A 26,142-nucleotide genomic window follows, 5' to 3' on the forward strand; every position below is an offset into this window, starting at 1 on the left:
ATTTTCAATAGCACCTTGACGCACAGGGACTTGTGCGGCTTTTGGCGGCGGGCCCCCTGAACAGGCCTGCCAAGGGCGTCAGTGACTGCCGCAGGCGTGGCCCCCTGCACCACCCTTGGGCGCCATGGGTGCATCACGGTCGGCCCCCGCCGCAGCCAGCCGCTCGGTGTACTGGGCCCACAGTGCGTCCTGCTTCTGGCCCAGCTCGTAGAGATAGTCCCAGGTGAAGATGCCGCTGTCGTGGCCGTCGGAGAACGTGGGCTTGACGGCGTAGTTGCCCACAGGCTCCAGGTTGATGAGCGCCACATTGCGCTTGCCCGTCTGCAGCACCTCCTGCCCCGGGCCGTGGCCTTGCACCTCGGCCGAGGGCGAGTACACGCGCATCAGCTCGAACGGAATGCGGAACGTGGCGCCATCCGAAAAACCCACCTCCAGCACGCGCGACTGTTCATGCACCGTCAGGGCCTGCGGCGTGGGAGCGCCCGCTTTCAAACCTGCCATGGAATCACCTTGAGAAAACTGTTGTCAGGAACGACGGCTGCCATTGTCCCACCCGCCCAGGCACACGCTACCAGCAAGGTTACCGGGCAGCCCACTGCGCCAGCTGGGACTGCAGCTGCGCTTCCAGCGCGGGCAACAAGGCCCGCACGGCTGCCTCTTGCGCTGCGGGGCTCGGCCGCTGTGCCGCGGCCCATACGGGCGATGGAAAGTGACTGTCCCAGTCAAACCGCGCAATCACATGCCAGTGCAGGTGCGGCACCATGTTGCCCAGCGCTGCGATGTTGACTTTGGTGGGCGACAGGTGCTGGCGCAGCGCCTGCTCCACCAGGGTCACGGCTTCCATGCAATGCGCACGGTCAGCGGCGGCCAGGTCCGAGAACTCGGCCACATGCGCGTTCCAGACCACGCGGTAAAAGGCGGGGAACCCCGCCTCATGCGCACGGATGACACGCAGGCGCTCGCCACGCCAGACCAATGCGCCGCCCTCTTCAGCGCACAAGGGGCAGGTCATCAGACCAGCACCCGCTCAATGCCGCCGTTGTTGGCACGGTGTACGTACTCAGGCATCCAGTTCTCGCCCAGGATCTCGCGCGCCATCTCGACCACGATGTAGTCGGCTTCGAGCAAGCCGTTGTTCAGGTCGCCTTCGTAGCGGTTCAGGCCCTGCAGGCAGCTGGGGCAGCTGGTAAGGATCTTCACGTTGTCCTGCGCGCCGACAGCACCGCTGGCACGCAGTTGGGCTTCGCCCTTCTTGATCTCTTCTTCCTTGCGGAAGCGCACCTGCGTGGACACGTCGGGCCGGGTCACACCCAGCGTGCCCGACTCGCCGCAGCAACGCTCGCTCTTCAAGACCTGCTCGCCCACCAGCGCCTTCACGGTCTTCATCGAGTCCTGCAGCTTCATGGGGTTGTGGCAGGGCTCGTGGTACAGGTAGGCGCCCTTGCCTTGCAGCTGAATGCCCTTTTCCAGCAGGTACTCGTGGATGTCGATGATGCGGCTGCCCGGGAAGATCTTGTCAAACTCGTAGCCCTGCAGCTGGTCGTAGCAGGTGCCGCAACTCACCACCACGGTCTTGATGTCGAGGTAGTTGAGCGTGTTGGCCACGCGGTGGAAGAGCACGCGGTTGTCCGTGATCATCTTCTCGGCCTTGTCGAACTGGCCCGAGCCGCGCTGGGGGTAACCGCAGCACAGGTACCCAGGCGGCAGCACCGTCTGCACGCCCGCGTGCCACAGCATGGCCTGGGTCGCCAAACCAACCTGGGAGAACAAACGCTCCGACCCGCAGCCAGGGAAGTAGAACACCGCCTCCGTCTCGGCCGTGGTGGCCTGCGGGTTGCGGATGATCGGCACGTAGTCCTTGTCCTCGATGTCGAGCAGCGCGCGCGCCGTCTTCTTGGGCAGGCCGCCCGGCAGCTTCTTGTTGATGAAGTGGATCACCTGCTCCTTGATCGGAGCCGTGCCCACCGTCGCGGGCGGCTTGGCCGTCTGCTTGCGGCCTACCTTGCGCAGCAGGTCCACGGCCATGCGCTGGGCCTTGAAACCCACGTCCACCATGGCCGAGCGCATCAGCTTGATGGTGTCCGGGTTGGTGGCGTTGAGCATGGTCATGGCCAATGCATTGCCGGGGCGGAAGGTCTTCTTGCCCATCTTGCGCAGCAGGTTGCGCATGTTCATGGTGACGTCGCCGAAGTCGATCTTCACCGGGCAAGGGCTCTCGCATTTGTGGCACACCGTGCAGTGGTCGGCGACGTCCTCAAACTCCTGCCAGTGCTTGATGCTCACGCCCCGGCGGGTCTGCTCTTCGTACAGGAACGCCTCGACCAGCAGCGAGGTGGCCAGGATCTTGTTGCGTGGGCTGTACAGCAGGTTGGCGCGTGGCACGTGCGTGGAGCACACGGGCTTGCACTTGCCGCAGCGCAGGCAGTCCTTGACCGAATCTGCAATGGCGCCGATGTCGCTCTGCTGCATGATCAGCGACTCATGCCCCATCAGGCCGAAGCTGGGTGTGTAGGCGTTGGTCAAATCGGCATGCAGAGCCGGTTTTGAAGCCAAATCGGCACCAAGCGCTGGTTGAGTATGCCCTAAATGCTCCTGATTTCGGAGCAACTTGCCTTTGTTGAAGCGGCCTTCCGGGTCCACCTTGCGCTTGTACTCGGCAAAGGGGCGCAGCTCTTCGTCGGTCAAAAACTCCAGCTTGGTGATGCCAATGCCGTGTTCGCCCGAGATCACGCCGTTCAAGCTGCGCGCCAGCACCATAATGCGCGCCACGGCCTCGTGGGCCGTTTGCAGCATCTCGTAGTCGTCGCTGTTGACCGGGATGTTGGTGTGCACATTGCCGTCGCCTGCGTGCATGTGCAGCGCCACCCACACGCGGCCCTTGAGCACGCGCTTGTGGATGGCCACGGCCTCGTCCAGGATGGGCTTGAACGCCGCGCCAGTGAAGATGCCTTGCAGCGGCGCCCGCAGCTGGGTCTTCCAGCTGGCGCGCAGGGTGTGGTCCTGCAGTTGGGGGAACAGCGTTTCCACATCGTGCAGCCAGCCCTGCCACAGGGCGCGCACCTCTTCCACCAGTGCGATGGCCTGGGCCACGCGGTCTTGCAGCAGTTCGGGCGAGGGCACTTCGTCGTCGGCGTCGTGCTTGCCCAGGGGCAGGTTGCCACGCTCGAAGAACTCGGTCAGCGCGTCGCACAGCTTGAGTTTGTTGCGCAGGGAGAGCTCGATGTTGATGCGCTCGATGCCGTCGGTGTACTCGGCCATGCGCGGCAGCGGGATCACCACGTCTTCGTTGATCTTGAATGCGTTGGTGTGGCGGCTGATGGCCGCCGTCTTCTTGCGGTCGGCCCAGAACTTCTTGCGCGCATCGGCCGTGATGGCCACAAAGCCTTCGCCGCTGCGGGTGTTGGCCAGACGCACCACTTCGCTGGTCACGCGGGCCACGTCGTCGGCGTTGTCGCCCGCGATGTCGCCGATCAGCACCATCTTGGGCAGGCCGCCGTTGCCCTTCTTGCTCTTTGTGGCGTAGCCCACGGCCTTCAGGTAGCGGTCGTCCAGGTGCTCCAGGCCCGCCAGCAGCACGCCACTGCGCTTTTGCTCGGCGAACATGAAGTCCTTGATCTCGACGATGCTGGGCACGGCGTCCTTGGCGTTGCCGAAGAACTCCAGGCACACGGTGCGCGTGTGCTCGGGCATGCGGTGCACAACCCAGCGCGCGCTGGTGATGAGGCCGTCGCAGCCCTCTTTCTGGATGCCGGGCAGGCCTGCCAGGAACTTGTCCGTCACGTCCTTGCCCAGGCCTTCCTTGCGGAAGGTGCGACCGGGGATGGCCAGGCGCTCGGTGCGCACGGGCGTCTTGCCGTCGGCCTCGAAGTACTGCAGCTCGAAGGTGGCGGTTTCCACATCATGGATCTTGCCCATGTTGTGGTCCAGGCGGGTCACTTCGAGCCACTGGGCGTCGGGCGTGACCATGCGCCAGCTGGCCAGGTTGTCCAGCGCCGTGCCCCAGAGCACGGCCTTCTTGCCGCCCGCGTTCATGGCGATATTGCCGCCAATGCACGATGCCTCGGCGCTCGTCGGGTCCACCGCAAACACAAAACCTGCACGCTCGGCCGCATCGGCCACGCGCTGGGTGACCACGCCGGCTTCGGTCCACACCGTGCCCACCTCGCGGTCCAGGCCCGGCAGGCGGCGCATCTCCACCTCGGTCATGGCTTCGAGCTTTTCGGTGTTGATGACCACGCTCTTCCACGTCAGCGGAATGGCGCCGCCGGTGTAGCCGGTGCCGCCCCCGCGCGGGATGATGGTCAGGCCCAGTTCGATGCAGCCCTTCACCAGGCCCGCCATCTCGACCTCGGTGTCGGGGGTGAGCACGACGAACGGGTATTCGACGCGCCAGTCGGTCGCGTCGGTCACATGGCTCACGCGGGAGAGGCCGTCGAACTTGATGTTGTCCTTGGCCGTGAGGCGGCCCAGGGTTTTCTGGATCTGGCGGCGCAGTTGCGCGGCCTGCTCGAAGGTGGCGTTGAATTCGGCCACAGCGCGTCGCGCGGCGACGACCAGCTCACCGACGAGACGGTCGCGCTCGGCATCGTCTGCGGGGGTGCGGCGTTTTTCGATCTCGCCCAGGCGGTGCTGCAAGGCATCCACCAGCAGCTTGCGACGCGAGGGGTTGTCCAGCAGGTCGTCCTGCAGGTAGGGGTTGCGCTGCACGACCCAGATATCGCCCAGCACCTCATACAGCATGCGGGCCGAACGGCCCGTGCGGCGCTCTTTGCGCAGCTGGTCCAGCACCTCCCAGGATGAGGACCCCAGCAGCCGGATCACGATCTCCCGGTCGGAAAACGAGGTGTAGTTATAGGGAATTTCACGCAGTCGGGCAGGCTCGGCGGCCTGCGTCTGCAAGGCCGCCAACGCGATCGGTACATTCATGGGGGTCTACCTGGGGTGGGGGCGCGATTTTAAGCCACCGGCCTGCGGCTTGCCGGGCCGGGGCTGTCTGACAGAGCGGGCACCGGCCCCGCAACAGTGTCAGAACAGCACGCGGCTGCGCAGGGTGCCGCTGACCTGGGCCAGCTTGTCCAGCGCCAGGTCGGACGAGGCGGCGTCGATGTCGATGACCACGTAGCCGATCTTCTCGTTGGTCTGCAGGTATTGGGCCGAGATGTTGATCTGGTTGTCCGAGAAGATGCGGTTGATCTCCGACAGCACGCCCGGCACGTTGCGGTGGATGTGCAGCAGACGGTGCTTGCCGGGGTGGGCGGGCAGCGCCACCTCGGGAAAGTTGACCGACGAGGTGCTGGTGCCGTTGTCGCTGTATTTCACCAGCTTCTCGGCCACCTCCAGGCCAATGTTGGCCTGCGCCTCCATGGTGGAGCCGCCGATGTGGGGAGTCAGGATCACGTTGTCCAGCCCGCGCAGGGGCGACACAAACTCATCCTTGTTGGTGCGCGGCTCGACCGGGAACACGTCGATGGCGGCGCCCAGCAGCTTCTTGGCCTGGAGCGCTGCAGCCAACGCTTCAATATCCACCACCGTGCCCCGCGCGGCGTTGATGAGGATGCCGCCCGGCTTCATGGCCGCAATTTCGGCGGCGCCGATCATGCCCTCGGTGGACGGCAGCTCGGGCACGTGCAGGCTCACGATGTCGCTCTGGCCCAGGAGATCGTGCAGGTGCTGCACCTGGCGGGCATTGCCCAGGGGCAGCTTGTTGACCACATCAAAGAAGGCCACGTGCATGCCCATGGCCTCGGCCAGTACCGACAGCTGGGTGCCGATGGAGCCGTAGCCCACGATACCCAGGGTCTTGCCACGGATCTCATACGCGTTGTCGGCACTCTTGAGCCAGCCGCCCCGGTGGGCCACCGCGTTTTTCTCGGGCACGCCGCGCAGCAGCAAGATGGCTTCGGCCAGGACCAGTTCGGCCACCGAGCGGGTGTTGGAGTACGGCGCGTTGAACACGGCAATGCCGCGCTCGCGCGCCGCGTTCAGGTCCACCTGGTTGGTGCCAATACAAAAGCAGCCCACGGCCACCAGCTTATGGGCCTGGGCAAACACCTCTTCGGTCAGCTGCGTGCGCGAGCGGATGCCCACAAAGTGCACATCGGCGATCTTGCGTTGGAGTTCTTCGTCGGGCAGTGCGCCGGACACCGTCTCGATCTGCGTATAGCCCGCCGCCCGGATCACATCCACCGCGGAGGAATGAATGCCTTCGAGCAGCAGAAACTTGATCTTGTTCTTGTCGAGCGAATTGGTGGCCATGGCGATGAAGGAGAAGGAGTGAAGAAAGGGGAAGTCCGGCGCGCGACGGCGCGAACGAACCGGGGTTGCACACGCATGTGAACAGTCACCAGCATGGTGCATTGCACAAAACCTTGCAAGCCTCGGCAAATGCGCCACACCTTGTCACAAAAAGGTCACAATCGCACCCCTCACGGGTACCCCAAGGGGTTTCCCCGGTTGTTGCAGGGCGCGGGCTCATGCGACAACGACATATCAATGTCACAGAGGCTGCATAGCATCCGGCCCTTGTGCTTTTCGTCATCCTCGGAGGAAATATTCATGAAAACGAAGCTTCTGGCGGTCTGCGCTGCTGTTGCCATGTCGGTCTGCGCACCCGCGCAAGCACAGGCACCCATTGAGATCCAATGGTGGCACTCGATGAGTGCAGCGCTGGGCGACTGGGTCAATGACCTGGCCAAGCAATACAACGCCAGCCAATCCCAGTACAAGGTCGTGCCCACGTACAAGGGCCAGTATGACGAATCGATGACCGGCGCCATTGCCGCCTTCCGCGCTGGCAATGCCCCCCACATCCTGCAAGTGTTCGAAGTGGGCACCGCCACCATGATGGCCAGCAAGGGCGCCATCGTGCCTGCGGCCAAGGTGCTGAACGACGCGGGCTTCAAGTTTGAACCCACCGAGTATGTGTCCGCAGTGGCCGGCTACTACACCGCCCCTAACGGCCAGATGCTGAGCTACCCGCTCAACAGCTCGACCACGATCTTCTATTACAACAAGGACGCCTTCAAGAAGGCTGGTCTGGACGCCGACAAGCCGCCCAAGACCTGGCCCGAAGTGTTTGCCGCCGCCTCCAAGCTCAAGGCCAGCGGCCACAGCTGCCCGTTCACCACCAGCTGGGTGAGCTGGACGCAGCTGGAAAGCTTCTCGCTGTGGCACAACACCCTGTTCGCCTCCAAGAACAACGGCTTTGACGGCAACGACGCGCAACTGCAGATCAACACCCCGCTGCACGTTCGCCACTTCGAGAACCTGGCCAAGGCCTCCAAGGAAGGCAGCTTTGTCTACAAGGGCCGCAACAACACCGCCGATGCGTCCTTCCCCTCTGGTGAATGCGCCATGATCACCGGCTCTTCGGGCCTGTACGCCCGCGTGGCCAAGGAAGCCAAGTTCGCCTACGGCATCTCCACCCTGCCTTACTACCCCGATGTGAAGGGTGCCCCACAGAACACCGCCATCGGCGGCGCCAGCCTGTGGGTGATGGCCGGCAAGAAGCCCGAGGAATACAAGGGCGTGGCCAGCTTCCTGAACTTCCTGAACGACACCAAGGTGCAGGCTGCCAGCCACCAGCGCACGGGCTACCTGCCTGTGACCATGGGCGCCTACAAGCTCACCGAGGCGTCTGGCTTCTATGACAAGAACCCCGGCACCGACGTGGCTGTGACGCAGATGATCCGCAAGGCCACTGACAAGTCGCGTGGCATCCGCCTGGGTAACTTCGTGCAGATCCGCTCGATCATCGACGAGGAAACCGAACAGATCTGGTCGGGCAAGAAGTCGCCCAAGGAAGCCCTGGACACAGCCGTGACACGTGGCAACGAGCAGCTGGCCCGCTTCGCACGCGCCAACAAGTAAGCACGGTCCACCATCTGTCGATGTCACCTGGCCACCCGGCTGGGCGGCATCGAAAGCCCGCCGCCCCGTCAACCAACTTGGTTCACGGGGCGGCGGGGTTTTCTTTTTGAGAGTTTCGTCATGGAAAAACGCGTACTTTTCCGCTCTGCGTGGCTACCCTGGGTGCTTCTGGCTCCCCAGCTGGTCATCATCAGCGTGTTCTTCTTCTGGCCCGCAGGCCAGGCCCTGGTGCAGTCGTTCCAGATGCAGGACAGCTTTGGCATGTCCACCGAATGGGTGGGACTGGACAACTTCAAGGCCCTGTTTGAAGACCCGGGCTATCTCGCCTCGTTCAAGACCACGGCCTTCTTCTCGATCCTGGTGGCGGTGGTGGGCATCGGCCTGTCGCTAATCCTCGCGATCTTCGCCGACCGCATCATCAAGGGCGCCATCGTCTACAAGACCGCCCTGCTGCTGCCCTACGCCGTCGCCCCTGCGGTGGCAGGTGTGCTGTGGATGTTCATGTTCTCGCCCTCCCTGGGTGTGGTGGCCTACATGCTGCGCCAGTCGGGCTTTGACTGGAACCACATGCTCAACTCCGACCACGCGATGACGCTGATCGTGATTGCAGCGGTGTGGAAGCAGATCTCCTACAACTTCCTGTTTTTCCTCGCAGGTTTGCAGTCCATCCCCAAGTCGCTGATCGAAGCCGCCGCCATCGACGGTGCGGGCCCCTGGCGCCGGTTCTGGAGCATTCAGTTCCCGCTGCTGTCGCCCACCACGTTCTTCCTGCTGGTGATCAATGTCGTGTACGCGTTCTTCGACACCTTTGCCATCGTGGACTCGACCACCCAGGGCGGTCCCGGGCGCGATACCTCCATCCTGGTCTACAAGGTCTACCACGATGGTTTCAAGGCCATGGACATGGGCGGCTCGGCCGCGCAATCGGTGGTGCTGATGGCCATCGTGGTGGTGCTCACCGTCATTCAGTTCCGCTACGTTGAGAAAAAGGTTCAATACTAAAAATGGTCGAACGCAGCCCCTATCTCACAGCGTTCTCGCACCTCATCATGGTGCTGGGCGTGATCATCGTCGGCTTCCCGCTGTACCTGGCCTTCGTGGCCTCCACCCATACCGCACAGGACATCGTTCAGGTGCCCATGCCCATGGTGCCCGGCAGCAACTTCTGGCAGACCTACCACGACGCGCTGTTTGGCGGCGGCGCGGGTGCGGGCTCCACCGCGCCTGTGGCCCGCATGATGTGGGTGAGTTTTGTCACCGCCATGGTCATCACGGTGGGCAAGATCGCCATCTCGCTGCTGTCGGCGTTTGCCATCGTGTACTTCCGCTTCCCCTTCAAGGGCATCTGCTTCTGGCTGATCTTCATCACGCTGATGCTGCCCGTGGAAGTGCGTATCGGGCCTACCTACCAGGTCGTATCCAACCTGGGCATGCTCAACACCTACGCGGGCCTCACGGTGCCACTGATCGCCTCGGCCACCGCCACCTTCCTGTTCCGCCAGTTCTTCCTGACGGTGCCCGATGAGCTGGTGGAGGCCGCACGCGTGGACGGCGCCGGTCCGATGCGCTTTTTCAAGGACATCCTGGTGCCGCTGTCGCGCACTTCGGTTGCCGCACTGTTCGTGATCCAGTTCATCTACGGCTGGAACCAGTACCTGTGGCCGCTCTTGGTGACCACGTCCGAAGACATGTACCCGGTGGTCATCGGCATCAAGCGCATGCTGGCCGGTGGCGACGCAGGCAACGAATGGAACATCGTGATGGCCACGGCCCTCCTGGCCATGCTGCCGCCTGCCTTTGTGGTGGTGGTCATGCAACGCTGGTTCGTCAAGGGCCTGGTGGACACCGAAAAATAAGACAAAACTCCTGCAAGCGCTTGTTCAATAAGCCCCTGTAGCTATCAAATTCATTGCACATATGGCATCCCTCTCTCTTCGCAACATCGTCAAGCGCTACGGCGTGGGCCCCAAGGCCAACCAGGTCATCCACGGCGTGAACGCCGAGGTCAAGGACGGCGAGTTCGTCGTCATCGTCGGCCCCTCGGGCTGCGGCAAGTCCACCCTGCTGCGCATGGTCGCGGGCCTGGAAGAAATCTCCGGCGGCGAACTGCGTATTGGCGACCGTGTGGTCAACGACCTGGAACCCGCCCAGCGCGACATCGCGATGGTGTTCCAGAACTACGCGCTGTACCCGCACATGACGAACTTCGAGAACATGGCCTACGGCCTGAAGATCGCCAAGGTACCGAAGGAAGAGATCAAGGCGCGCGTCGACAAGGCCGCCAAGATCCTCGAACTGGGCCACCTGCTGGAGCGCAAGCCGCGCGAGCTGTCGGGCGGCCAGCGCCAGCGCGTGGCCATGGGCCGCGCCATCGTGCGCCAGCCCCAGGTGTTCCTGTTTGACGAGCCGCTGTCCAACCTGGACGCCAAGCTGCGCGCCCAGACCCGCCTCGAAATCCAGAAGCTGCACCGCGAACTGGGCATCACCAGCCTGTTCGTGACACACGACCAGGTCGAGGCCATGACGCTGGCCCAGCGCATGATCGTGATGAACGCAGGCAACATGGAGCAGTTCGGCACGCCCGAAGAGGTCTACCACACGCCCGCCTCCACCTTCGTGGCCAGTTTCATCGGCTCGCCGCCGATGAACCTGCTCAAAAACGCACCAGGCGCCAAACCGGGCACCATTCTGGGCATCCGCCCGGAGCATCTGGATGTGCGCAGCGAGGGTTGGGCCGTTACCGTCGAAACTGTGGAGTTGCTGGGTGCCGAGCGCCTGATCTACGGTCGCATCAACGGCGAACAGATCATCGTCCGGGTGGAAGAAGGCACCCACGCGCCGCAGCCGGATGCGGTGATCCACGTCGTGCCCCGTCCCGACCGCCTGCACGCTTTCGATGCCACCACCGGTAAGCGCATCCCCGACTGAGCCCGGGCAGCCGCCTGAAGCCGCCCGCGCCGGGCGTGGGGTTCTGGCCACCGTGCCGGTGCTGGCCTCGCTACACCTGGCGGAGACCCGGCAGTTCTACGTCGAGCGGCTGGGTTTCACCGCACTGCTGGAGATGGATAACTACCTGATCCTGCAGCGCGATGGCTGCGAGCTGCACTTTTGGCCCTGCACCGAGCGCCACATAGCAGAAAACACTTCGTGCTACGTGCGTGCAGACACCGGGTTGCTGCATGCGGATTTCACGGCACGCGGCCTGCAACTGGCACCTCCCACTGTCCAGCCCTGGGGCATGAAGGAGATGTATGTCATCGACCCCCATGGCAATCTGCTGAAATTTGGTGAACCCGCATGAGCGCACCCTCGTCTACCCTAGCCCCCTGGCCCTACCCCCGCTGGATCGCCCACCGCGGCGCGGGCAAGCTGGCCCCTGAGAACACCTTGGCCGCCTTCCGGCTGGGTGCCCAATACGGCTACCGCATGTTCGAGTGCGACGCCAAGCTCAGCAGCGACGGCGTGCCTTTTCTGATGCACGACGCCACGCTGGAGCGCACGACCAACGGCCACGGCACCGGCGGCGACCAGCCCTGGGCCCAGCTCGCCCAGCTGGACGCTGGCGGCTGGCACTCTCGCAGTCACGCGGGCGAGCCCCTTCCCACACTGAAGAACCTGGCGCGCTACTGCATTGCCAACGGGTTTTTCCTGAACATCGAGATCAAGCCCACACCAGGCCAGGAAGAAGTTACCGGCCGCGTGGTGGGCGAATACGCCGCACGGCTGTGGCAAGGGCAGGCCGTGCCGCCCTTGTTCTCGTCGTTCAAGCCCGAGGCGCTGGCGGGCGCCATGGCCACCGCGCCCCACCTGCCCCGCGCGCTGCTCATCGACGCGCTGTGGGACGGATGCTTTGACAAGGCGCAGGCGCTCGGCTGTGTGGCCATCGTGTGCAACCACGCGCTGTGGGACCCGGCCCTGGTGGCGCAAGTCCACGGCATGGGCATGCGCACGCTGAGCTACACGGTGAACGACGACTGGGCGGCGCAGCGCCTCATCGCGCTGGGCACGGACGGCATCATCACCGACCGCGTGGATTTCTTCTCGCCCGCCACGCCGTAGGGTGCACCCTCCAACCAACCCCGCCCCAAGCCAGCGCCACCGGGGACCGGGTTTGCCGGGCCACCGGTGGAGTCCCCCTGCAGGGCGAAGGCGCACAGCGCCTCAGGGGGTCAATCGAGTTTTGCGCCAGACTTCTTGACGGCGTCGGCCCAGCGGGGCATCTCCGAGGCCAGGAACTTGGCAAAGTCGTCCGCGCCCAGAAACGCCGGATCGGCTCCCTGGCTCACCATGCGATTGCGCACATCGGGCATCTGCAACACCTGGTCAAAGGCGTCACTGAGCTTGTTGACCACGTCCTTAGGCGTGCCTGCAGGGGCCAGAAAGCCATAGAAGCCCACCACCTCAAAGCCCTTGATGCCGCTCTCGATCACCGTGGGCACTTCGGGCAGCGCGGGGTTGCGCTCCTTGCTGGTCACGGCCAGGGCACGCACCTTGCCCTGCTTGTGGTACGACGCGGCCTGCGGAATGCTCTCGGCCATGAACTGCACCTGCCCGCCCATGAGGTCGGTGAATGCCGGCGCGCTGCCCCGGTAGGGGATGTGCACCATGAACAGGCCCGTGGCGGTCTTGAACATCTCGGGCACCAGGTGGCTGATGCCGCCATTGCCCGCCGAGCCAAAGTTGACCTGACCGGGCCGCGACTTGGCATAGGCCATGAACTCCTGCAGATTCTTGGCGGGCACGCTGGTGTTGACCAGCAAGGCCAGCGGCTGCATGGCCGTGCGCGCCACGGGCACAAAGTCCTTGAGGGTGGCATAGGGCAGGCGGCTGTACAGCGCGGGGTTGATGACCATCACCCCCGTATTGGCCAGCATGATGGTGTGGCCGTCAGGGGGCGCTTTCATCACCTCCTGCGCGCCCACGGTGCCACCGGCTCCGGCCTTGTAGTCCATCACCACCGGCTGTCCCAGCACGGTTTGCAGTTTGTCGGACAACAGGCGCGCATGCTGGTCCAGCGGCCCGCCGGCAGGGAAGCCCACCACGATACGGATGGGCTTGGACGGAAACGCCTGCGCATGCACGGCGGCAGCAAAGGCCAGGCCTGCGGCCAGGGTGATGCAGGTACGCAGCAGTTTCATGGGGTTGTCTCCAGCTTTGGTTGTGGGTGTGAGGGATGCTTGCCGCTTCCGTCGGCGCGGGCCATGGCGGCCGCACGGGAAGATGCAAAGAGGCTATCAGACCCCAGGGCGCGACAGCCCTCAAGATCACCTCTCGCAAACCCTCAAAACACGTGACGGCTTGCTGAAAGCTTCAAGCCTTCCAGCCCCGCACCAGCACCCACTGGCAGGTGGCGCAGGCCACCACCAGCGCGGCATAGGTGAGCATCTTGCCGTCACGTCCCCACAGCACCAGCCCTGCCGCGAGCACCGTCACCCCCACGGCAAACAGAATCGCCCACCGCAGCCACACAGACATCGCAGAGGCACTGCGGGAGCCCACCAGACGGCCCGAAAGCACCAACACCAGCGCCATGGCAGCAGCGGGTGCGACAAAGTTGAGGAGGTGGTTGACGATGTCCAGCGGACCCATGGAATTGACCCAAATCAAGGCTTGAACAAGCAAGGCCGCCTGTTCGGGCCAACAATTTTATAATTGCAGCTTATGGCAGTCTGGGCCCTCGGCATCAACCACACCACCGCGCCGCTCGATCTGCGCGGCCGGTTTGCGTTTGCGCTCGATCAGATCGCCCCCACGCTGCACGGTTTGCGCCAGTCGCTGGGCAACTCTGGCGGCGCTGCCAGCCGCCACCCCGGGGTGGAAACCGCCATCATCTCCACCTGCAATCGCACCGAAATTTACTGTGCCGGCGACCAGCCCGCTGTGGACCACACGCTGGGCTGGCTGGCCCACAGCGGCGGCGTGAGCCCCGCGCTGCTGCGCTCGCACTCCTACACGCTGGAAGACAGCCTCGTCGCACGCCACGCCTTCCGCGTGGCCAGCGGGCTCGATTCCATGGTGCTGGGCGAGGCCCAGATCCTGGGCCAGATGAAAGACGCGGTGCGCGCTGCGGAGACAGCTGGCGCCCTGGGCACCACGCTCAACCAGCTGTTCCAGCGCAGCTTTGCCGTGGCCAAGGAGGTGCGTACCAGCACCGAGATTGGCGCACACAGCATCAGTATGGCCGCCGCCGCCGTGCGCCTGGCCAGCCAGCTGTTTGAAGACCTCTCCAAGATCCGCGTGCTGTTCGTCGGCGCGGGCGAGATGATCGAGCTGTGCGCCACGCACTTCGCCGCCAAGAACCCCAAGCAGATCGCCATTGCCAACCGCACGCTGGAACGCGGCGAAAAGCTCGCCACCCGCTTTGGCGGTGAGGTAATGCGCCTGGCCGACCTGCCCGAGCGCCTGCACGAGTTCGACGCCGTCATCAGCTGCACCGCGAGCAGCCTGCCCATCATCGGCCTGGGTGCCGTGGAGCGCGCACTCAAGAAGCGCCGCCACCGCCCCATGTTCATGGTCGATCTGGCCGTGCCGCGCGACATCGAGCCCGAGGTCAAGGCCCTGGGCGACGTGTACCTCTACACCGTGGACGACCTGGCCACCGTGGTGCAAACCGCGCAGGCCAACCGCCAGGCCGCCGTGGCGCAGGCCGAGGCCATCATCGACGCGGGCGTGCAAAGCTTCATGCACTGGATGGAGCTGCGCAGCCCCGCAGCCGCCGAGGGTGGCGTGGTGCCGCTGATCCAGCAGCTCAACGCCCAGACGGACGAATGGCGTGCTCTGGAAATCGCCCGTGCCAAGAAGCTGCTGGCCAAGGGCGAGGACGTGGACGCCGTGCTCGAAGCCCTGTCGCGCGGCCTCACGCAGAAGATGCTGCACGGCACCCTGGCCGAGCTGCGCGCGGGCGACGCCGAGATGCGCGCCCAGACGGCCCAGACCGTCTCGCGCCTATTCCTGCGCTCGCAAAGCAAGACGCCCAACAACAACGGCCTGTAGCGGCGCTCGCCCGCTCCACAGCCGTTCCGATTTGAGCCAAATCGGCCCCAGGCGCATGATTTACATGCGCCACCAGCTACCAAATCTGTAGCAAATCCTTTTTCCAGAATTCCATGAAACCCTTTCTCAGAAGCCAGCTGGAGCGCTACGCACAGCGCCTGGGCGAACTCGACTTCCTGCTCTCGCGCGAAGACATCATGAGCGACATGGCGCAGTACCGCCGCATCTCCGTCGAGCACGCCGAGGTCACGCAGGTCGCCGGCCGCTACGCCCGCTACCAGCAGCGCGAGGCCGACCTGGCGGGTGCGCGCGAGATGCTGGCCGACCCCGACATGGCCGAGATGGCACAGGAAGAAATCACCAGTGCCGAGGCCGAACTGCTGCAACTGGAAGACGAACTGCAGCGCCTGCTTTTACCGAAGGACCCCGACGACGCGCGCAACGCGTTTGTGGAAATCCGTGCGGGCACGGGTGGTGACGAATCGGCGCTGTTCGCAGGCGACCTCACGCGCATGTACACCCGCTACGCCGCCAACGTGGGCTGGAAGGTGGAGGTGGTGAGCGAGAACGCGGCCGAGCTCGGCGGCTACAAGGAAATCGTGCTGCGCATAGAGGGTGACCATGTTTACGGGGCTCTCAAATTCGAATCCGGCGGCCACCGCGTGCAGCGCGTGCCCGCCACCGAGACCCAAGGCCGCATCCATACCAGCGCCTGCACCGTGGCCGTGATGCCCGAGCCCGACGAGCACGAGGCCATCAAGCTCAACCCGGCCGACCTGCGCATCGACACCTTTCGCGCCAGCGGCGCCGGTGGCCAGCACATCAACAAGACCGACTCGGCCGTGCGCGTGGTGCACTTGCCCACCGGCATCGTTGCCGAATGCCAGGACGGCCGCAGCCAGCACAGCAACAAGGCCAAGGCGCTGCAGGTGCTGCAGGCCCGCATTCAAGAGAAAGAACGCAGCGAACGCGCCGCCAAGGAGGCCGCGCTGCGCAAGGGCCTGATCGGCAGCGGCGACCGCAGCGACCGCATCCGCACCTACAACTTTCCGCAGGGGCGGCTCACGGACCACCGCATCAACCTCACGCTGTACAAGCTGCTGTACGTGATGGAAGGCGACCTGGGCGATGTGCTGCAGGCCCTGCAGCATGCCCGCGAGGCCGAGCAGCTGGAAGAGCTGGAGATGGGCGCCACCGGGTGAGCCAGGCCAGAATTTGAGACAAATTGCCTGGTAGCGCTAGATTCATATGCCTGACCAGCTATCAAAACAATAGTGAACCACACCACCTCTCCCACCCTCGCCCAGGCTTTGGCGCAGGCACACACCCTGGGCCTGGCGCGTATCGACGCGCAACTGCTGCTGCTGCACGCCGTCGGTCGGCCTGATGTCGGCCGCGCCTGGCTGCTGGCGCACGATACCGACGCGCTGGACGAGACCACACACACCCAGTTCATTGCCCTGTGCCAGCGCCGCGTGGCGGGCGAGCCCGTGGCCTACCTCACCGGCCGCAAGGAGTTCTACGGCCTGCCGCTGCAGGTGGACGCGCGCGTGCTGGACCCGCGCCCTGACACCGAAACGCTGGTGGACTGGGCGCTGGAGGTGATCGCCCCGCTGACATCACCGCGCGTGGTAGACCTGGGCACCGGCAGCGGCGCGATTGCGTTGGCACTGCAAAGCCAGCGTGCCGACGTCCAGATGCTGGCGGTGGATGCCAGTGCCGATGCCCTGGCTGTGGCGCAGGCCAACGCTGAGCGGCTGGGCCTGCCCGTGCGGTTTCAGCAGGCCAACTGGCTGGTGGGAGTGGAGGGGCCATTCGACGCCATCGTCTCCAACCCGCCCTACATCGCCAGCGCAGACCCGCACCTGGCCGCGCTGACGCACGAGCCCCTGCAAGCCCTGGCCAGCGGAGCGGACGGCCTCGAAGACATCCGCGCCATCGTCGCCCAGGCGCCCGCCCACCTGCGGCCGGGCGGCTGGCTGCTGCTGGAGCATGGCTACGACCAGGCAGACGCCGTGCAGGAGCTGCTTGCCGCCCAGGGCTTTGTGCGAGTACAAAGCCGCAATGACCTTGCCGACATCGCACGCTGCACAGGCGGGCAATGGCCGACAGTGAAATAATCCCTCCATCGCGGGCCCTCAGCATCCATTCGCCCGCAGCCTCTTTCAAGGAGTTTTCCCATGAGCGACACCCAACAACGCATCGACGGCCTCGTCAAATCCAGCGACATTCTGCTGTTCATGAAGGGCAGCGCCAGCTTCCCCATGTGTGGCTTCTCCGGCCGCGCCATCCAGATCCTCAAGGCCTGTGGCGTGGACCCGAAGAGCGTGGTCACCGTCAACGTGCTTGAGGACGACGAAATTCGCCAGGGCATCAAGGAATACAGCAACTGGCCCACGATCCCGCAGCTGTATGTGAAGGGCGAGTTCATCGGCGGCTCGGACATCATGATGGAGATGTATGAGTCGGGCGAACTCAAGCAAGTGCTGGGCACCGAGGGCTGATCGAAGCGACCCTTGCCTCACCCGCCATCAGGCCGCCTTCGGGCGGCCTTTTTGTTTGCCCGCAACAGAGGCACCAATCAGGGGCTTTTCCGATGGAGCAGCGGGCATGTTGTGTGCTTGAATGATTGCGTGACGTAACCCTCACAGGAGCATGCAATGACCAGCCATAGCCTTGTTCCCCAGCCACCTGCCCTGCGCCTGCCGGTGGCCCAGATGCGCAATGTGTTCCACCCGGGCGATGTCGAGCGCAAGCTCGCTCGCCTGCAGGAGTCCGGCAACCAGAGGGAATACGAAACCCTGCGCACCGTGTACGAACGCATGCTGGAGCGCGGCCCGGAGCGTTTTCAGGTCAAGCCCTCGGGCATCCCCGACATGGCCAGCCTGTACGAGCAGTTGCCCAACTTCACCGAGGTGCTGGACGACGTGAAGCGCCACGTGGCGCTGGCGCAGGACAGCAGCGATGGCCTGGAGGTCACACCCATGCTGCTGCTGGGCCCGCCCGGAATCGGCAAGACCCACTTCGCGCGCCACCTGGCCGAGCTGCTGGGCACGGGCATGAACCTGCTGCCCATGAGTTCCATGACCGCAGGCTGGCTGCTGTCGGGCTCGTCGGCGCAGTGGAAGGGCGCGCGCCCTGGCAAGGTGTTCGAGGCGCTGGTGGAGGGCGAATATGCCAATCCCGTCATCGTGGTGGACGAGATCGACAAGGCCAGCAGCGATGCGCAGTACGACCCGCTGGGTGCGCTGTACAGCTTGCTGGAGTACGACACCGCCCAGAGCTTTACCGATGAGTTTGCGGAGGTGGCCATCGACGCGAGCCAGGTCATCTGGATTACCACCGCCAACGACACACGCGGCATTCCCGATCCCATCCTGAACCGCATGAACGTGTTCGAGGTGGAGGCGCCCACGCTGGAGCAGGCCCGCACCATTGCGCGCAACCTGTACCAGGGCATCCGCGCGGGGCACGACTGGGGCCGCCTGCTGGACCCGGAGCCGACGGACGACGTGCTGGACCACCTAGCACAGATGCCCCCGCGCGAAATGCGGCGGGCGCTGATGACGGGTTTCGGCAATGCGCGGCTGGACCGCCGGTCCACGGTGGAGATCACCGACCTGCCGAAGGCCGCCACGGGGCGCAGCCGGATTGGCTTTGTGCAGTAGTAGCGCGATGCAGTCGGCCGCACTGTAGCGCCACCCGCCCCCTGCCACACCATGCAGTGGCATGGGGCGGCAGGTGGCATGCTTCACAAGGCGCGCCAGCGGGCCCGTGTGCAAGGTGCCCAGATACACTTGGTGGCCCGGTGTACCGCTGTACTCCGGTTCCGCCTTCGTCCCATGACCCTGTCCCAAAGCCTCTTCGTGATCGGGCTGCTGATTGCAGCCAGCGCCTTTTTCTCCATGGCCGAGATTTCGCTCGCGGCCGCCCGCCGCCTGCGCCTGCGCCAGATGGCCGATGAAGGCGACGCGCGTGCGGACCGGGTGCTGCGCATGCAGGAGCAGCCGGGCGACTACTTCACGGTGGTGCAGGTAGGGCAGAACGCCGTGGCCATCCTGGGCGGTATCGTGGGCGAAGGTGCGCTAAGCCCGCATTTCAGTGAGCTGTTTGCGCTGTGGATGTCGGGGCCCACGGCAGAGCGGGCGGGGTTCCTGGCGTCTTTCCTCATCATTACCTCGCTGTTCATCCTGTTTGCCGATCTGTTCCCCAAACGCCTGGGCATGGCAGAGCCCGAGCGGCTGGTGGTGCGGCTGGCACAGCCCATGGCCTGGTGCATGACGCTGTTGCGGCCGCTGGTGTGGTTCTACAGTCGGGGGGCCGACGCGCTGTTCCGCCTGTTGGGGTTGTCATCGCTGCGCGATGACCGCATCACGTCAGACGATATCCTGGCCATGATGGAGGCAGGCGCGCGTGCCGGGGTGCTGGCGGCGCGCGAGCAGCAGGTCATCACCAACGTGTTTGAGTTGGACACGCGCACAGTGTCCAGCGCCATGTCGCCGCGCGACCGCATTGCATTTTTTCTGCGCGACGAGCCCGACTCGGTCATCCGCCTGCGCATCGCTGCCGAGCCGTTTTCGACCTACCCGGTGTGCGAAGGCGACATCGACCATGTGGTGGGCTATGTGGATGCCAAGGATCTGTTCCAGCGCGTGCTGAACAACCAGCCGATTTCGCTGGCCGACGACAGCCTGGTGCGCAAGGTGCTGATCGTGCCCGACCGGCTGACCCTGTCGGAGGTGCTGGAGCAGTTCCGCCAAGTCCACGAGGACTTTGCCGTCATCGTGAACGAGTACAGCTTGGTGGTCGGTGTGGTCACGCTCAACGATGTCATGAGCACCGTGATGGGTGACCTGGTGGGCCCGGCGGACGAAGAGCAGATCGTGCGACGGGATGAGAACTCCTGGCTCATCGATGGGGTCACCCCCATTGAGGATGTGCTGCACGCCCTGTCGCTGGACGAGCTGCCCCACACCGGCGAGTACGAAACCCTGGCGGGCTTCCTGATGGTGATGCTACGCCGCGTGCCACGCCGTACTGACAGCGTGAGCTGGGGCGGCTACAAGTTTGAGGTGCTGGACGTGGACAGCTATCGCATCGACCAGGTCATGGTCTCCAGGCTGGGCGGGGCCCCTGGTGCATCGGCCCCGAGCCCGTCAGCACCGACGGGAACCGCTGTGGAGTGACCAAGGCGCGGTCCATGTCACCGCCGCGCTGATCGCTCTATGCGGCCGGCGACTGCGGCCGATCGGCAAACAGCCACTTGCGCTGCGCTCCAAAGACGGCATCGGGGTAAGGCGACCGGCCTCGGCTGCCGTTGTAGCGGCCAAGCGCCATGAACAAATCGCCCTGCTCCCGGTCAATGTAGTGGCGCAGAATGACGCAGCCAAAACGCAGATTGGTCTGCATGTGAAACAGCTTGCCCGGGTCGCCATCGCCAATCACGCGCGTCCAGAAGGGCATGACCTGCATATAGCCCCGCGCTCCAACGCTGGACACGGCAAATTTGCGGAACCCACTTTCTACCTGGATCAGCCCCAAGACCAAGGACACATCGAGCCCGGCGCGCTTGGATTCGTACCAGACCGTCTGCAAAAAGTCGCGGCGTACTTCCAGGTCCGGTTTGCGCGGCCGCAGGCGATCACTCTGCGTACCCAGCCACCGCAGGTAGTGCAGGCGCGCTTCGGTGGTAAAAAACTCCGGCTCGGGCGGCGCCTGGTTGGCAATGGCAGAGCTGAGTGCGGTGCGCACCGAGTCCATCAGGGGCTCCTCCAGCTGCCCGCCTGCGTGCGCCACCTGCGGAGCACCCAGCCAGGCAGCGGGCGCTGCCAGCGAAGCCAGCGACACCAGACAGCCGCGGCGCGACATCCCCACGGGGCCGCCAGAAGTCGCAGCCCACGGAGCGCTCAGAGTGACGCCGCTCTTGCTCATACAGCCATACGACCCTTCACATGGGCCAGGATGTCGGCCACGGCCACCTTGGTGGCGGCGGCGTCCCGGCGGTGCTGGTACTCGACAACACCCTCTTTCAGGCTCTTGTCGCCAATGGTCACGCGGTGTGGCACGCCGATCAATTCCCAGTCGGCAAACATCGCGCCGGGGCGCTCGCCACGGTCGTCCAAGATCACGTCCACGCCCGCGGCCAGCAGGTCGGCATACAGTTGCTCGGCCGTGGCTTTGACGGCCTCGCTGCGGTCCATGCCCACGGGGCAGACCACCACGGTGAACGGCGCAATCGCGTCCGGCCAGATGATGCCGCGCTCGTCGTGGTTTTGTTCAATGGCGGCAGCGGGCAGGCGCGTCACGCCAATGCCGTAGCAGCCCATCTCGAAGAATGCCGGCTTGCCGTCGTCGCCCAGGAAGGTCGCGTTCATGCCCTTGCTGTACTTGGTGCCCAGGTAGAACACATGGCCCACTTCGATACCGCGCTCGATCGCCAGCTCGCCCTTGCCGTCGGGGGAGCGGTCGCCCGCCACCACGTTGCGCAGGTCGGCCACCATGTCGGGCTCCGGCAGGTCGCGGCTCCAGTTGACGCCGGTGATGTGAAAGTCCACTTCGTTGGCGCCGCAGATCCAGTCGGCCATCACAGCGACTTCGCGGTCTGCCACGATCTTCAAAGGCTTCTTCAGGCCGATGGGACCCAGGTAACCCGGCTTGCAGCCAAAGTGGTCCTCAATTTCGCCCAGCGTCGCAAAGCGGAAGCCCGCCAGTCCGGGCACCTTGCCAACCTTGATCTCGTTCATGTCGTGGTCGCCGCGCAGTAGCAGCAGCCACACCTGGGTCTTGACGATCTCACCCGCTTCGTTGGTTTCGTCCGTGGCCAGCACCAGTGACTTGACCGTGATGTTCAGCGGAACACCCAGCAGTTCTGCTACATCGGCACAGGTGCTCTTGCCTGGGGTGGCTGTTTTGGTCAGCGCCTGTGTGGCAGCACCGCGTGGTCCGGCGGGGGCCAGCGCCTCCGCCTTTTCCATATTGGCGGCATAGTCGCTCTGCGGGCAGTACACGATGGCGTCTTCGCCCGTGGCGGCAATCACCTGGAATTCTTCCGACAGGTCCCCCCCGATGGCACCGCTGTCAGCGGCCACGGCACGGTAGGTGAGGCCGAAGCGATCGAAAATCCGCCGGTAGGCTGCGGCCATCACCTGGTAGCTGGCCTTGGCGGCCACTTGGTCGCGGTCAAAGCTATAGGCATCCTTCATGATGAACTCACGTCCGCGCATGAGGCCAAAACGGGGGCGGCGCTCGTCGCGGAACTTGGTCTGGATCTGGTAGAAGTTCTTCGGCAGCTGCTTGTAACTCTTGAGCTCTTGACGGGCGATGTCAGTGATCACTTCTTCGCTGGTCGGCTGCACCACAAAGTCGCGACCATGGCGATCCTGGATGCGCAGCAGCTCGGGGCCCATTTTCTCAAAGCGGCCGGTTTCCTGCCAGAGCTCAGCGGGCTGCACCACGGGCATGGTCAGCTCGACAGCACCCGCGCGGTTCATCTCTTCACGCACGATGGCCTCCACCTTGCGGATCACGCGCAGGCCCAGAGGCATGTAGTTATAGATGCCAGCGCCCAGCTTCTTGATCAGCCCGGCCCGCGTCATGAGTTTGTGACTGACCACTTCGGCGTCCGCCGGAGCTTCCTTGAGGGTGGAAATGAAGAATTGGGAGGCTTTCATCGGGAGTCGATTGCAGGCAGAACGGGGCCGTCCACTTGCTGCGCGCTAGGCGCCGTGCATAATGGACACAGTTTAAAAATTTGGGGTTTGATTATGCTTGACCGGGACGGCTTTCGGCCGAACGTCGGCATCATCCTGCTCAACCAGAAAAACCAGGTGTTTTGGGGCAAGCGCATACGCACCCACAGCTGGCAGTTTCCGCAGGGTGGCATTGACCGGGGTGAGACCCCCGAGCAAGCCATGTTCCGCGAGCTGCATGAGGAGGTGGGATTATTGCCCAACCACGTTCGCGTGGTGGCCCGCACCCGGGACTGGTTGCGCTATGAGGTGCCTGACCGGTACATCCGCCGCGATGCGCGCGGCCACTACAAGGGCCAGAAGCAGATCTGGTACCTGTTGCAATTGATGGGGCACGACTGGGATCTGAACCTGCGTGCGACCAATCACCCGGAGTTTGACGCTTGGCGGTGGAACGACTACTGGGTTCCACTGGATGTGGTGGTCGAGTTCAAGCGCGGTGTCTATGAGATGGCACTGACCGAACTGGCCCGCTATCTGCCGCGACACGAGCAGCGCAACCGCTATTTGCGCAGCGGTTTACGCACCCGCGAGGGTGAACATGCGGGCGTCGCCAACATGTTCCGCACAGGCTCCATGCTGGTCAACCCCGGCATGGAACTCCCCCCAGGCGCCAGTTTTGATCCCGATCCTCAAAACAGCATGCCGGGAGAACTCGACGGCATGCCATCGGTATCAGACACACCGCGCTGACCCTGGCATCGCACCATGAAAAACGCCTGCATCTGCAGGCGTTTTGTTTTGATGGGCGAATCCGCTCAGTCCTGAATCGACAAGGATTGATGCGCGCACCCAGTCTCTATGCGCCTTGCGCCAACACGAGATTGTCGCGGTGCACCATTTCCGGCTCAGCCATGTAGCCCAGCAGTTTCTCAAACTCCGTCGACGGCTTGCGGCACAGAAGGCGGGCTTCCGCCGCTGCATAGTTGGCCAAGCCGCGTGCAATCTCTGCCCCAGACCCGTCGCGCACGGCAATCACGTCGCCGCGCGAAAAGTCCCCCTCCACTGCCGTCATGCCGATTGGCAGCAGGCTTTTGCCTTCGTCGCGCACCTTGGCAGCAGCCCCAGCGTCCACCACCACAGAGCCACGCAGTTGCAAATGGTCCGCCATCCACTGCTTGCGGGCCTGCTTTTTCTGTGTCTGGGCAACCAGCAAAGTACCCAACGCCTCACCACTCACCAAACGGACCAATACGTCGGATTCGCGCCCCCAGGCGATCACGGTCGATGCACCGGAGCCTGCAGCGCGCTTGGCCGCCAGAATCTTGGTGATCATGCCGCCCTTGCCAATGCTGGAGCCCGCGCCGCCCGCCATCGCTTCCAGAGCAAGATCACCCGCTTTGGCCTCATGCACAAACTGCGCAGACGGATCACGGCGTGGGTCGGCGGTGTAGAGCCCCTTCTGGTCTGTGAGGATGATCAGGGCATCGGCTTCCACGAGGTTGGCCACCAGCGCACCCAGCGTGTCGTTGTCGCCAAACTTGATCTCGTCATTGACCACCGTGTCGTTTTCGTTGATCACCGGCACAACACCCAAACGCAGCAGCGTGAGCAAGGTGGAGCGCGCATTGAGATAGCGCTCACGGTCCGCCAGATCGGCATGGGTGAGCAGTACCTGCGCGCTGCCCATCCCCTGCTCGCGCAGCTTGGTTTCGTACATCTGCGCCAGCCCCATCTGCCCCACCGCTGCAGCAGCCTGCAACTCATGGATCTCCTGGGGTCTTGTGGTCCAGCCCAGGCGCTTCATGCCTTCGGCAATGGCACCGCTGGACACCATCACCACCTCGCGTGGGGCTCCCCCTACGCCCCGCACCAGCGCGGCCAGTTGGCGACTCCACTCACCGATGGCGGTTTCATCCAGTCCACGCCCTTCGTTGGTCACAAGGCTGGAGCCCACCTTCACCACGATGCGGCGGGCATCTCTCAATACGCTGGAAACCATTTTGATGTCTTTGATGCCGATAGCGCTACTGCTTCATACCTGAGTAGCTATTAAAAATGCAGCAATCCTATCCTCTGAGCGCCGACGCGTCAGGCTGGAGCATCGCCGGCGAAACGGGGATCCACCTCCACCGGCTCGTTCTCCGTGCGCTGCTCGGACTGCACATGGCGGAAGATGGCGTGAATCAGTGGCTCACAGCCCTCACGCGTGAGGGCCGAGATCTCAAACACCGGCCCCTTCCATTTGAAACGCTTCACAAAATCCTTCACGCGCGCCTCACGCTCATCAGCGGGAACCATGTCCAGCTTGTTCAGCACCAGCCAACGCGGCTTGTTGTACAGCTGCTGGTCGTATTTCTTGAGCTCGTTCACGATGGCCTTGGCCTGCGCCACCGGGTCCACAGCCTCGTCAAACGGCGCCAAGTCCACGATGTGCAACAGCAAACGCGTGCGTTGCAGATGGCGCAGGAACTGGTGGCCCAAGCCAGCGCCCTCAGAAGCTCCCTCGATCAGACCGGGGATGTCGGCTACAACAAAGCTCTGCTCAGGCCCCACCCGCACGACGCCCAGGTTGGGGTGCAGCGTGGTGAACGGGTAATCCGCAATCTTTGGTCGCGCATTGGACACGGCCGTGATGAAGGTGGACTTGCCGGCGTTGGGCATGCCCAGCAGGCCCACATCGGCCAGCACCTTCAGCTCCAGCTTCAAATTCTTTTTCTCGCCCGGCCAGCCCGGGGTTTTTTGACGCGGGGCCCGGTTGATCGCGCTCTTGAAACGCATGTTGCCAAAGCCGCCATCACCGCCTTTGGCGATGGTGATGACCTCGCCCGGGGTCAGCAGCTCATACAGAACTTCACCCGTCTCGGCGTCGGTGATGATGGTCCCGACCGGCATCTTGAGTGTGATGTCCGTACCCGCTGCGCCGAACATATCGGAGCCCATGCCATGCTCACCCCGTTTGGCCTCGTGACGGCGCGAGTAGCGATAGTCCACCAGGGTATTCAGGTTGGGATCGGCCACAGCAAACACATGCCCCCCGCGCCCACCGTCACCACCATTGGGACCGCCGAACTCCTTGTATTTTTCGTGCCGGAACGACACGCAGCCATTGCCACCATCACCTGCGGCAATGTCAATAAAGGCTTCGTCGACGAACTTCATGGGGTATCCAGTTTACAAAAGAGGCCGTACTCTCGGCTGCTGACCAATTGTGGCGGAACAGCAGGGGCCATTCCAGGCGCCACAGACCAAAGGCGCACCAGCGACGCGTGCAGACCAAACAACAAAGCCCCGACAAAGCGGGGCTTCGATGGTTGCCGGAGGAGCAATCCTCAGGCGGGAGTCACATTGACCGTGGACTTGGACAATGCACCCTTGGTACCGAACGACACATGGCCGTCCACCAGGGCAAACAAGGTGTGATCCTTGCCAACGCCGACGTTGGTGCCGGGGTGGAAACGTGTGCCACGCTGGCGCACGATGATCGAACCAGCGCTGATCAGTTCACCACCGAAGGCCTTGACACCCAGCATCTTTGGCTTGGAGTCACGCCCGTTTCGCGTAGAGCCGCCGCCTTTTTTCTGTGCCATGA

At 64.0% G+C, this 26,142-nt stretch carries 24 protein-coding genes; 13 read left to right on the forward strand and 11 right to left on the reverse strand.

Annotation, left to right across the window (positions count from 1 at the left end):
• Positions 1-78: 78 nt before the first annotated feature.
• The 4 genes from C8C96_RS22330 to serA all read right to left on the reverse strand — a co-directional run bounded on the left by C8C96_RS22330 (position 79) and on the right by serA (position 6,255).
• Positions 79-501, reverse strand: coding sequence for a gamma-butyrobetaine hydroxylase-like domain-containing protein (locus C8C96_RS22330; RefSeq protein ID WP_099731079.1), 423 nt, complete (start codon positions 499-501; stop codon positions 79-81).
• A gap of 79 nt (positions 502-580) precedes the next feature.
• Positions 581-1,012, reverse strand: a complete 432-nt coding sequence (locus tag C8C96_RS22335; protein WP_121943681.1) for an HIT family protein — start codon at positions 1,010-1,012, stop codon at positions 581-583.
• Positions 1,012-4,926, reverse strand: coding sequence for an FAD/FMN-binding oxidoreductase (locus C8C96_RS22340; protein ID WP_121943682.1), 3,915 nt, complete (start codon positions 4,924-4,926; stop codon positions 1,012-1,014). Before C8C96_RS22340 ends, C8C96_RS22335 begins: the two co-directional genes overlap by 1 nt.
• Positions 4,927-5,025: 99 nt before the next feature.
• On the reverse strand, positions 5,026-6,255 hold the full coding sequence (gene serA, locus C8C96_RS22345) for a phosphoglycerate dehydrogenase (protein ID WP_121943683.1): 1,230 nt from the start codon (positions 6,253-6,255) through the stop codon (positions 5,026-5,028).
• A 300-nt stretch (positions 6,256-6,555) separates the two neighbouring features.
• Here serA and ugpB point away from each other — a divergent pair, with 300 nt between their 5' ends.
• From ugpB to ugpQ, 6 genes are all read left to right on the forward strand, one after another.
• On the forward strand, positions 6,556-7,869 hold the full coding sequence (ugpB, locus tag C8C96_RS22350) for a sn-glycerol-3-phosphate ABC transporter substrate-binding protein UgpB (RefSeq protein WP_056060369.1): 1,314 nt from the start codon (positions 6,556-6,558) through the stop codon (positions 7,867-7,869).
• 120 nt (positions 7,870-7,989) lie between these two features.
• Positions 7,990-8,871, forward strand: a complete 882-nt coding sequence (ugpA, locus tag C8C96_RS22355) for a sn-glycerol-3-phosphate ABC transporter permease UgpA (protein WP_015012736.1) — start codon at positions 7,990-7,992, stop codon at positions 8,869-8,871.
• A 2-nt stretch (positions 8,872-8,873) separates the two neighbouring features.
• Entirely contained in the window at positions 8,874-9,725 is an 852-nt protein-coding gene (gene ugpE / locus C8C96_RS22360) for a sn-glycerol-3-phosphate ABC transporter permease UgpE (RefSeq protein WP_056060366.1), read from the forward strand.
• A 61-nt stretch (positions 9,726-9,786) separates the two neighbouring features.
• On the forward strand, positions 9,787-10,797 hold the full coding sequence (locus tag C8C96_RS22365; RefSeq protein WP_056060362.1) for a sn-glycerol-3-phosphate import ATP-binding protein UgpC: 1,011 nt from the start codon (positions 9,787-9,789) through the stop codon (positions 10,795-10,797).
• Entirely contained in the window at positions 10,766-11,170 is a 405-nt protein-coding gene (locus tag C8C96_RS22370; protein ID WP_233584295.1) for a VOC family protein, read from the forward strand. The genes C8C96_RS22365 and C8C96_RS22370 overlap by 32 nt, the downstream gene beginning before the upstream one ends.
• Positions 11,167-11,928 (forward strand): glycerophosphodiester phosphodiesterase, encoded by a 762-nt coding sequence (gene ugpQ / locus C8C96_RS22375; protein WP_121943684.1) that lies wholly within the window; start codon positions 11,167-11,169, stop codon positions 11,926-11,928. The genes C8C96_RS22370 and ugpQ overlap by 4 nt, the downstream gene beginning before the upstream one ends.
• A 110-nt stretch (positions 11,929-12,038) precedes the next feature.
• Here ugpQ and C8C96_RS22380 read toward each other — a convergent pair whose 3' ends face one another.
• Complete coding sequence (locus C8C96_RS22380; protein WP_121943685.1) at positions 12,039-13,007, reverse strand: tripartite tricarboxylate transporter substrate binding protein; 969 nt, start codon at positions 13,005-13,007, stop codon at positions 12,039-12,041.
• Positions 13,008-13,179: 172 nt separating this feature from the next.
• Entirely contained in the window at positions 13,180-13,458 is a 279-nt protein-coding gene (locus tag C8C96_RS22385; RefSeq protein WP_121943686.1) for a hypothetical protein, read from the reverse strand.
• A 72-nt stretch (positions 13,459-13,530) separates the two neighbouring features.
• On the opposite strand from C8C96_RS22385, the gene hemA reads away from it, so the two are divergent.
• The 6 genes from hemA to C8C96_RS22415 all read left to right on the forward strand — a co-directional run bounded on the left by hemA (position 13,531) and on the right by C8C96_RS22415 (position 20,048).
• Positions 13,531-14,862, forward strand: a complete 1,332-nt coding sequence (hemA, locus tag C8C96_RS22390) for a glutamyl-tRNA reductase (protein ID WP_108498337.1) — start codon at positions 13,531-13,533, stop codon at positions 14,860-14,862.
• Positions 14,863-14,975: 113 nt separating this feature from the next.
• Positions 14,976-16,064 carry a peptide chain release factor 1 gene (gene prfA / locus C8C96_RS22395; RefSeq protein WP_121943687.1) on the forward strand — a complete coding sequence of 363 codons (1,089 nt, stop codon included), beginning with the start codon at positions 14,976-14,978 and terminating at the stop codon, positions 16,062-16,064.
• Between the two features lie 72 nt (positions 16,065-16,136).
• Positions 16,137-16,982 (forward strand): peptide chain release factor N(5)-glutamine methyltransferase, encoded by an 846-nt coding sequence (gene prmC / locus C8C96_RS22400; protein WP_121943688.1) that lies wholly within the window; start codon positions 16,137-16,139, stop codon positions 16,980-16,982.
• A 60-nt stretch (positions 16,983-17,042) separates the two neighbouring features.
• Positions 17,043-17,366 (forward strand): Grx4 family monothiol glutaredoxin, encoded by a 324-nt coding sequence (gene grxD, locus C8C96_RS22405; protein ID WP_056060339.1) that lies wholly within the window; start codon positions 17,043-17,045, stop codon positions 17,364-17,366.
• 156 nt (positions 17,367-17,522) lie between these two features.
• On the forward strand, positions 17,523-18,530 hold the full coding sequence (locus tag C8C96_RS22410; protein WP_099731088.1) for an AAA family ATPase: 1,008 nt from the start codon (positions 17,523-17,525) through the stop codon (positions 18,528-18,530).
• Positions 18,531-18,704: 174 nt separating this feature from the next.
• Entirely contained in the window at positions 18,705-20,048 is a 1,344-nt protein-coding gene (locus C8C96_RS22415) for a hemolysin family protein (RefSeq protein WP_056060334.1), read from the forward strand.
• Positions 20,049-20,085: 37 nt separating this feature from the next.
• Here the strand turns inward: C8C96_RS22415 and C8C96_RS22420 are convergent, their stop codons facing one another.
• Both C8C96_RS22420 and C8C96_RS22425 read right to left on the reverse strand, forming a co-directional pair.
• Positions 20,086-20,793 (reverse strand): lytic transglycosylase domain-containing protein, encoded by a 708-nt coding sequence (locus C8C96_RS22420; protein ID WP_121943689.1) that lies wholly within the window; start codon positions 20,791-20,793, stop codon positions 20,086-20,088.
• Positions 20,790-22,532, reverse strand: a complete 1,743-nt coding sequence (locus tag C8C96_RS22425) for a proline--tRNA ligase (RefSeq protein ID WP_121943690.1) — start codon at positions 22,530-22,532, stop codon at positions 20,790-20,792. Before C8C96_RS22425 ends, C8C96_RS22420 begins: the two co-directional genes overlap by 4 nt.
• 93 nt (positions 22,533-22,625) lie before the next feature.
• Between C8C96_RS22425 and C8C96_RS22430 the strand changes: the two genes are divergently transcribed.
• Positions 22,626-23,303 (forward strand): RNA pyrophosphohydrolase, encoded by a 678-nt coding sequence (locus C8C96_RS22430; protein ID WP_056060325.1) that lies wholly within the window; start codon positions 22,626-22,628, stop codon positions 23,301-23,303.
• Positions 23,304-23,409: 106 nt separating this feature from the next.
• Here C8C96_RS22430 and proB read toward each other — a convergent pair whose 3' ends face one another.
• The 3 genes from proB to rpmA form a co-directional block, all read right to left on the reverse strand.
• Positions 23,410-24,552 carry a glutamate 5-kinase gene (proB, locus tag C8C96_RS22435; protein WP_056060322.1) on the reverse strand — a complete coding sequence of 381 codons (1,143 nt, stop codon included), beginning with the start codon at positions 24,550-24,552 and terminating at the stop codon, positions 23,410-23,412.
• Positions 24,553-24,641: 89 nt separating this feature from the next.
• Positions 24,642-25,712: an Obg family GTPase CgtA gene (gene cgtA, locus C8C96_RS22440; RefSeq protein ID WP_121943691.1), complete on the reverse strand. Its 1,071-nt coding sequence runs from the start codon at positions 25,710-25,712 to the stop codon at positions 24,642-24,644.
• A 170-nt stretch (positions 25,713-25,882) separates the two neighbouring features.
• Complete coding sequence (rpmA, locus tag C8C96_RS22445) at positions 25,883-26,140, reverse strand: 50S ribosomal protein L27 (protein ID WP_005794180.1); 258 nt, start codon at positions 26,138-26,140, stop codon at positions 25,883-25,885.
• Between the last annotated feature and the right edge of the window lie 2 nt (positions 26,141-26,142).

It is taken from the genome of Acidovorax sp. 100, from assembly GCF_003688355.1.
Lineage (GTDB): Bacteria > Pseudomonadota > Gammaproteobacteria > Burkholderiales > Burkholderiaceae_C > Acidovorax > Acidovorax delafieldii.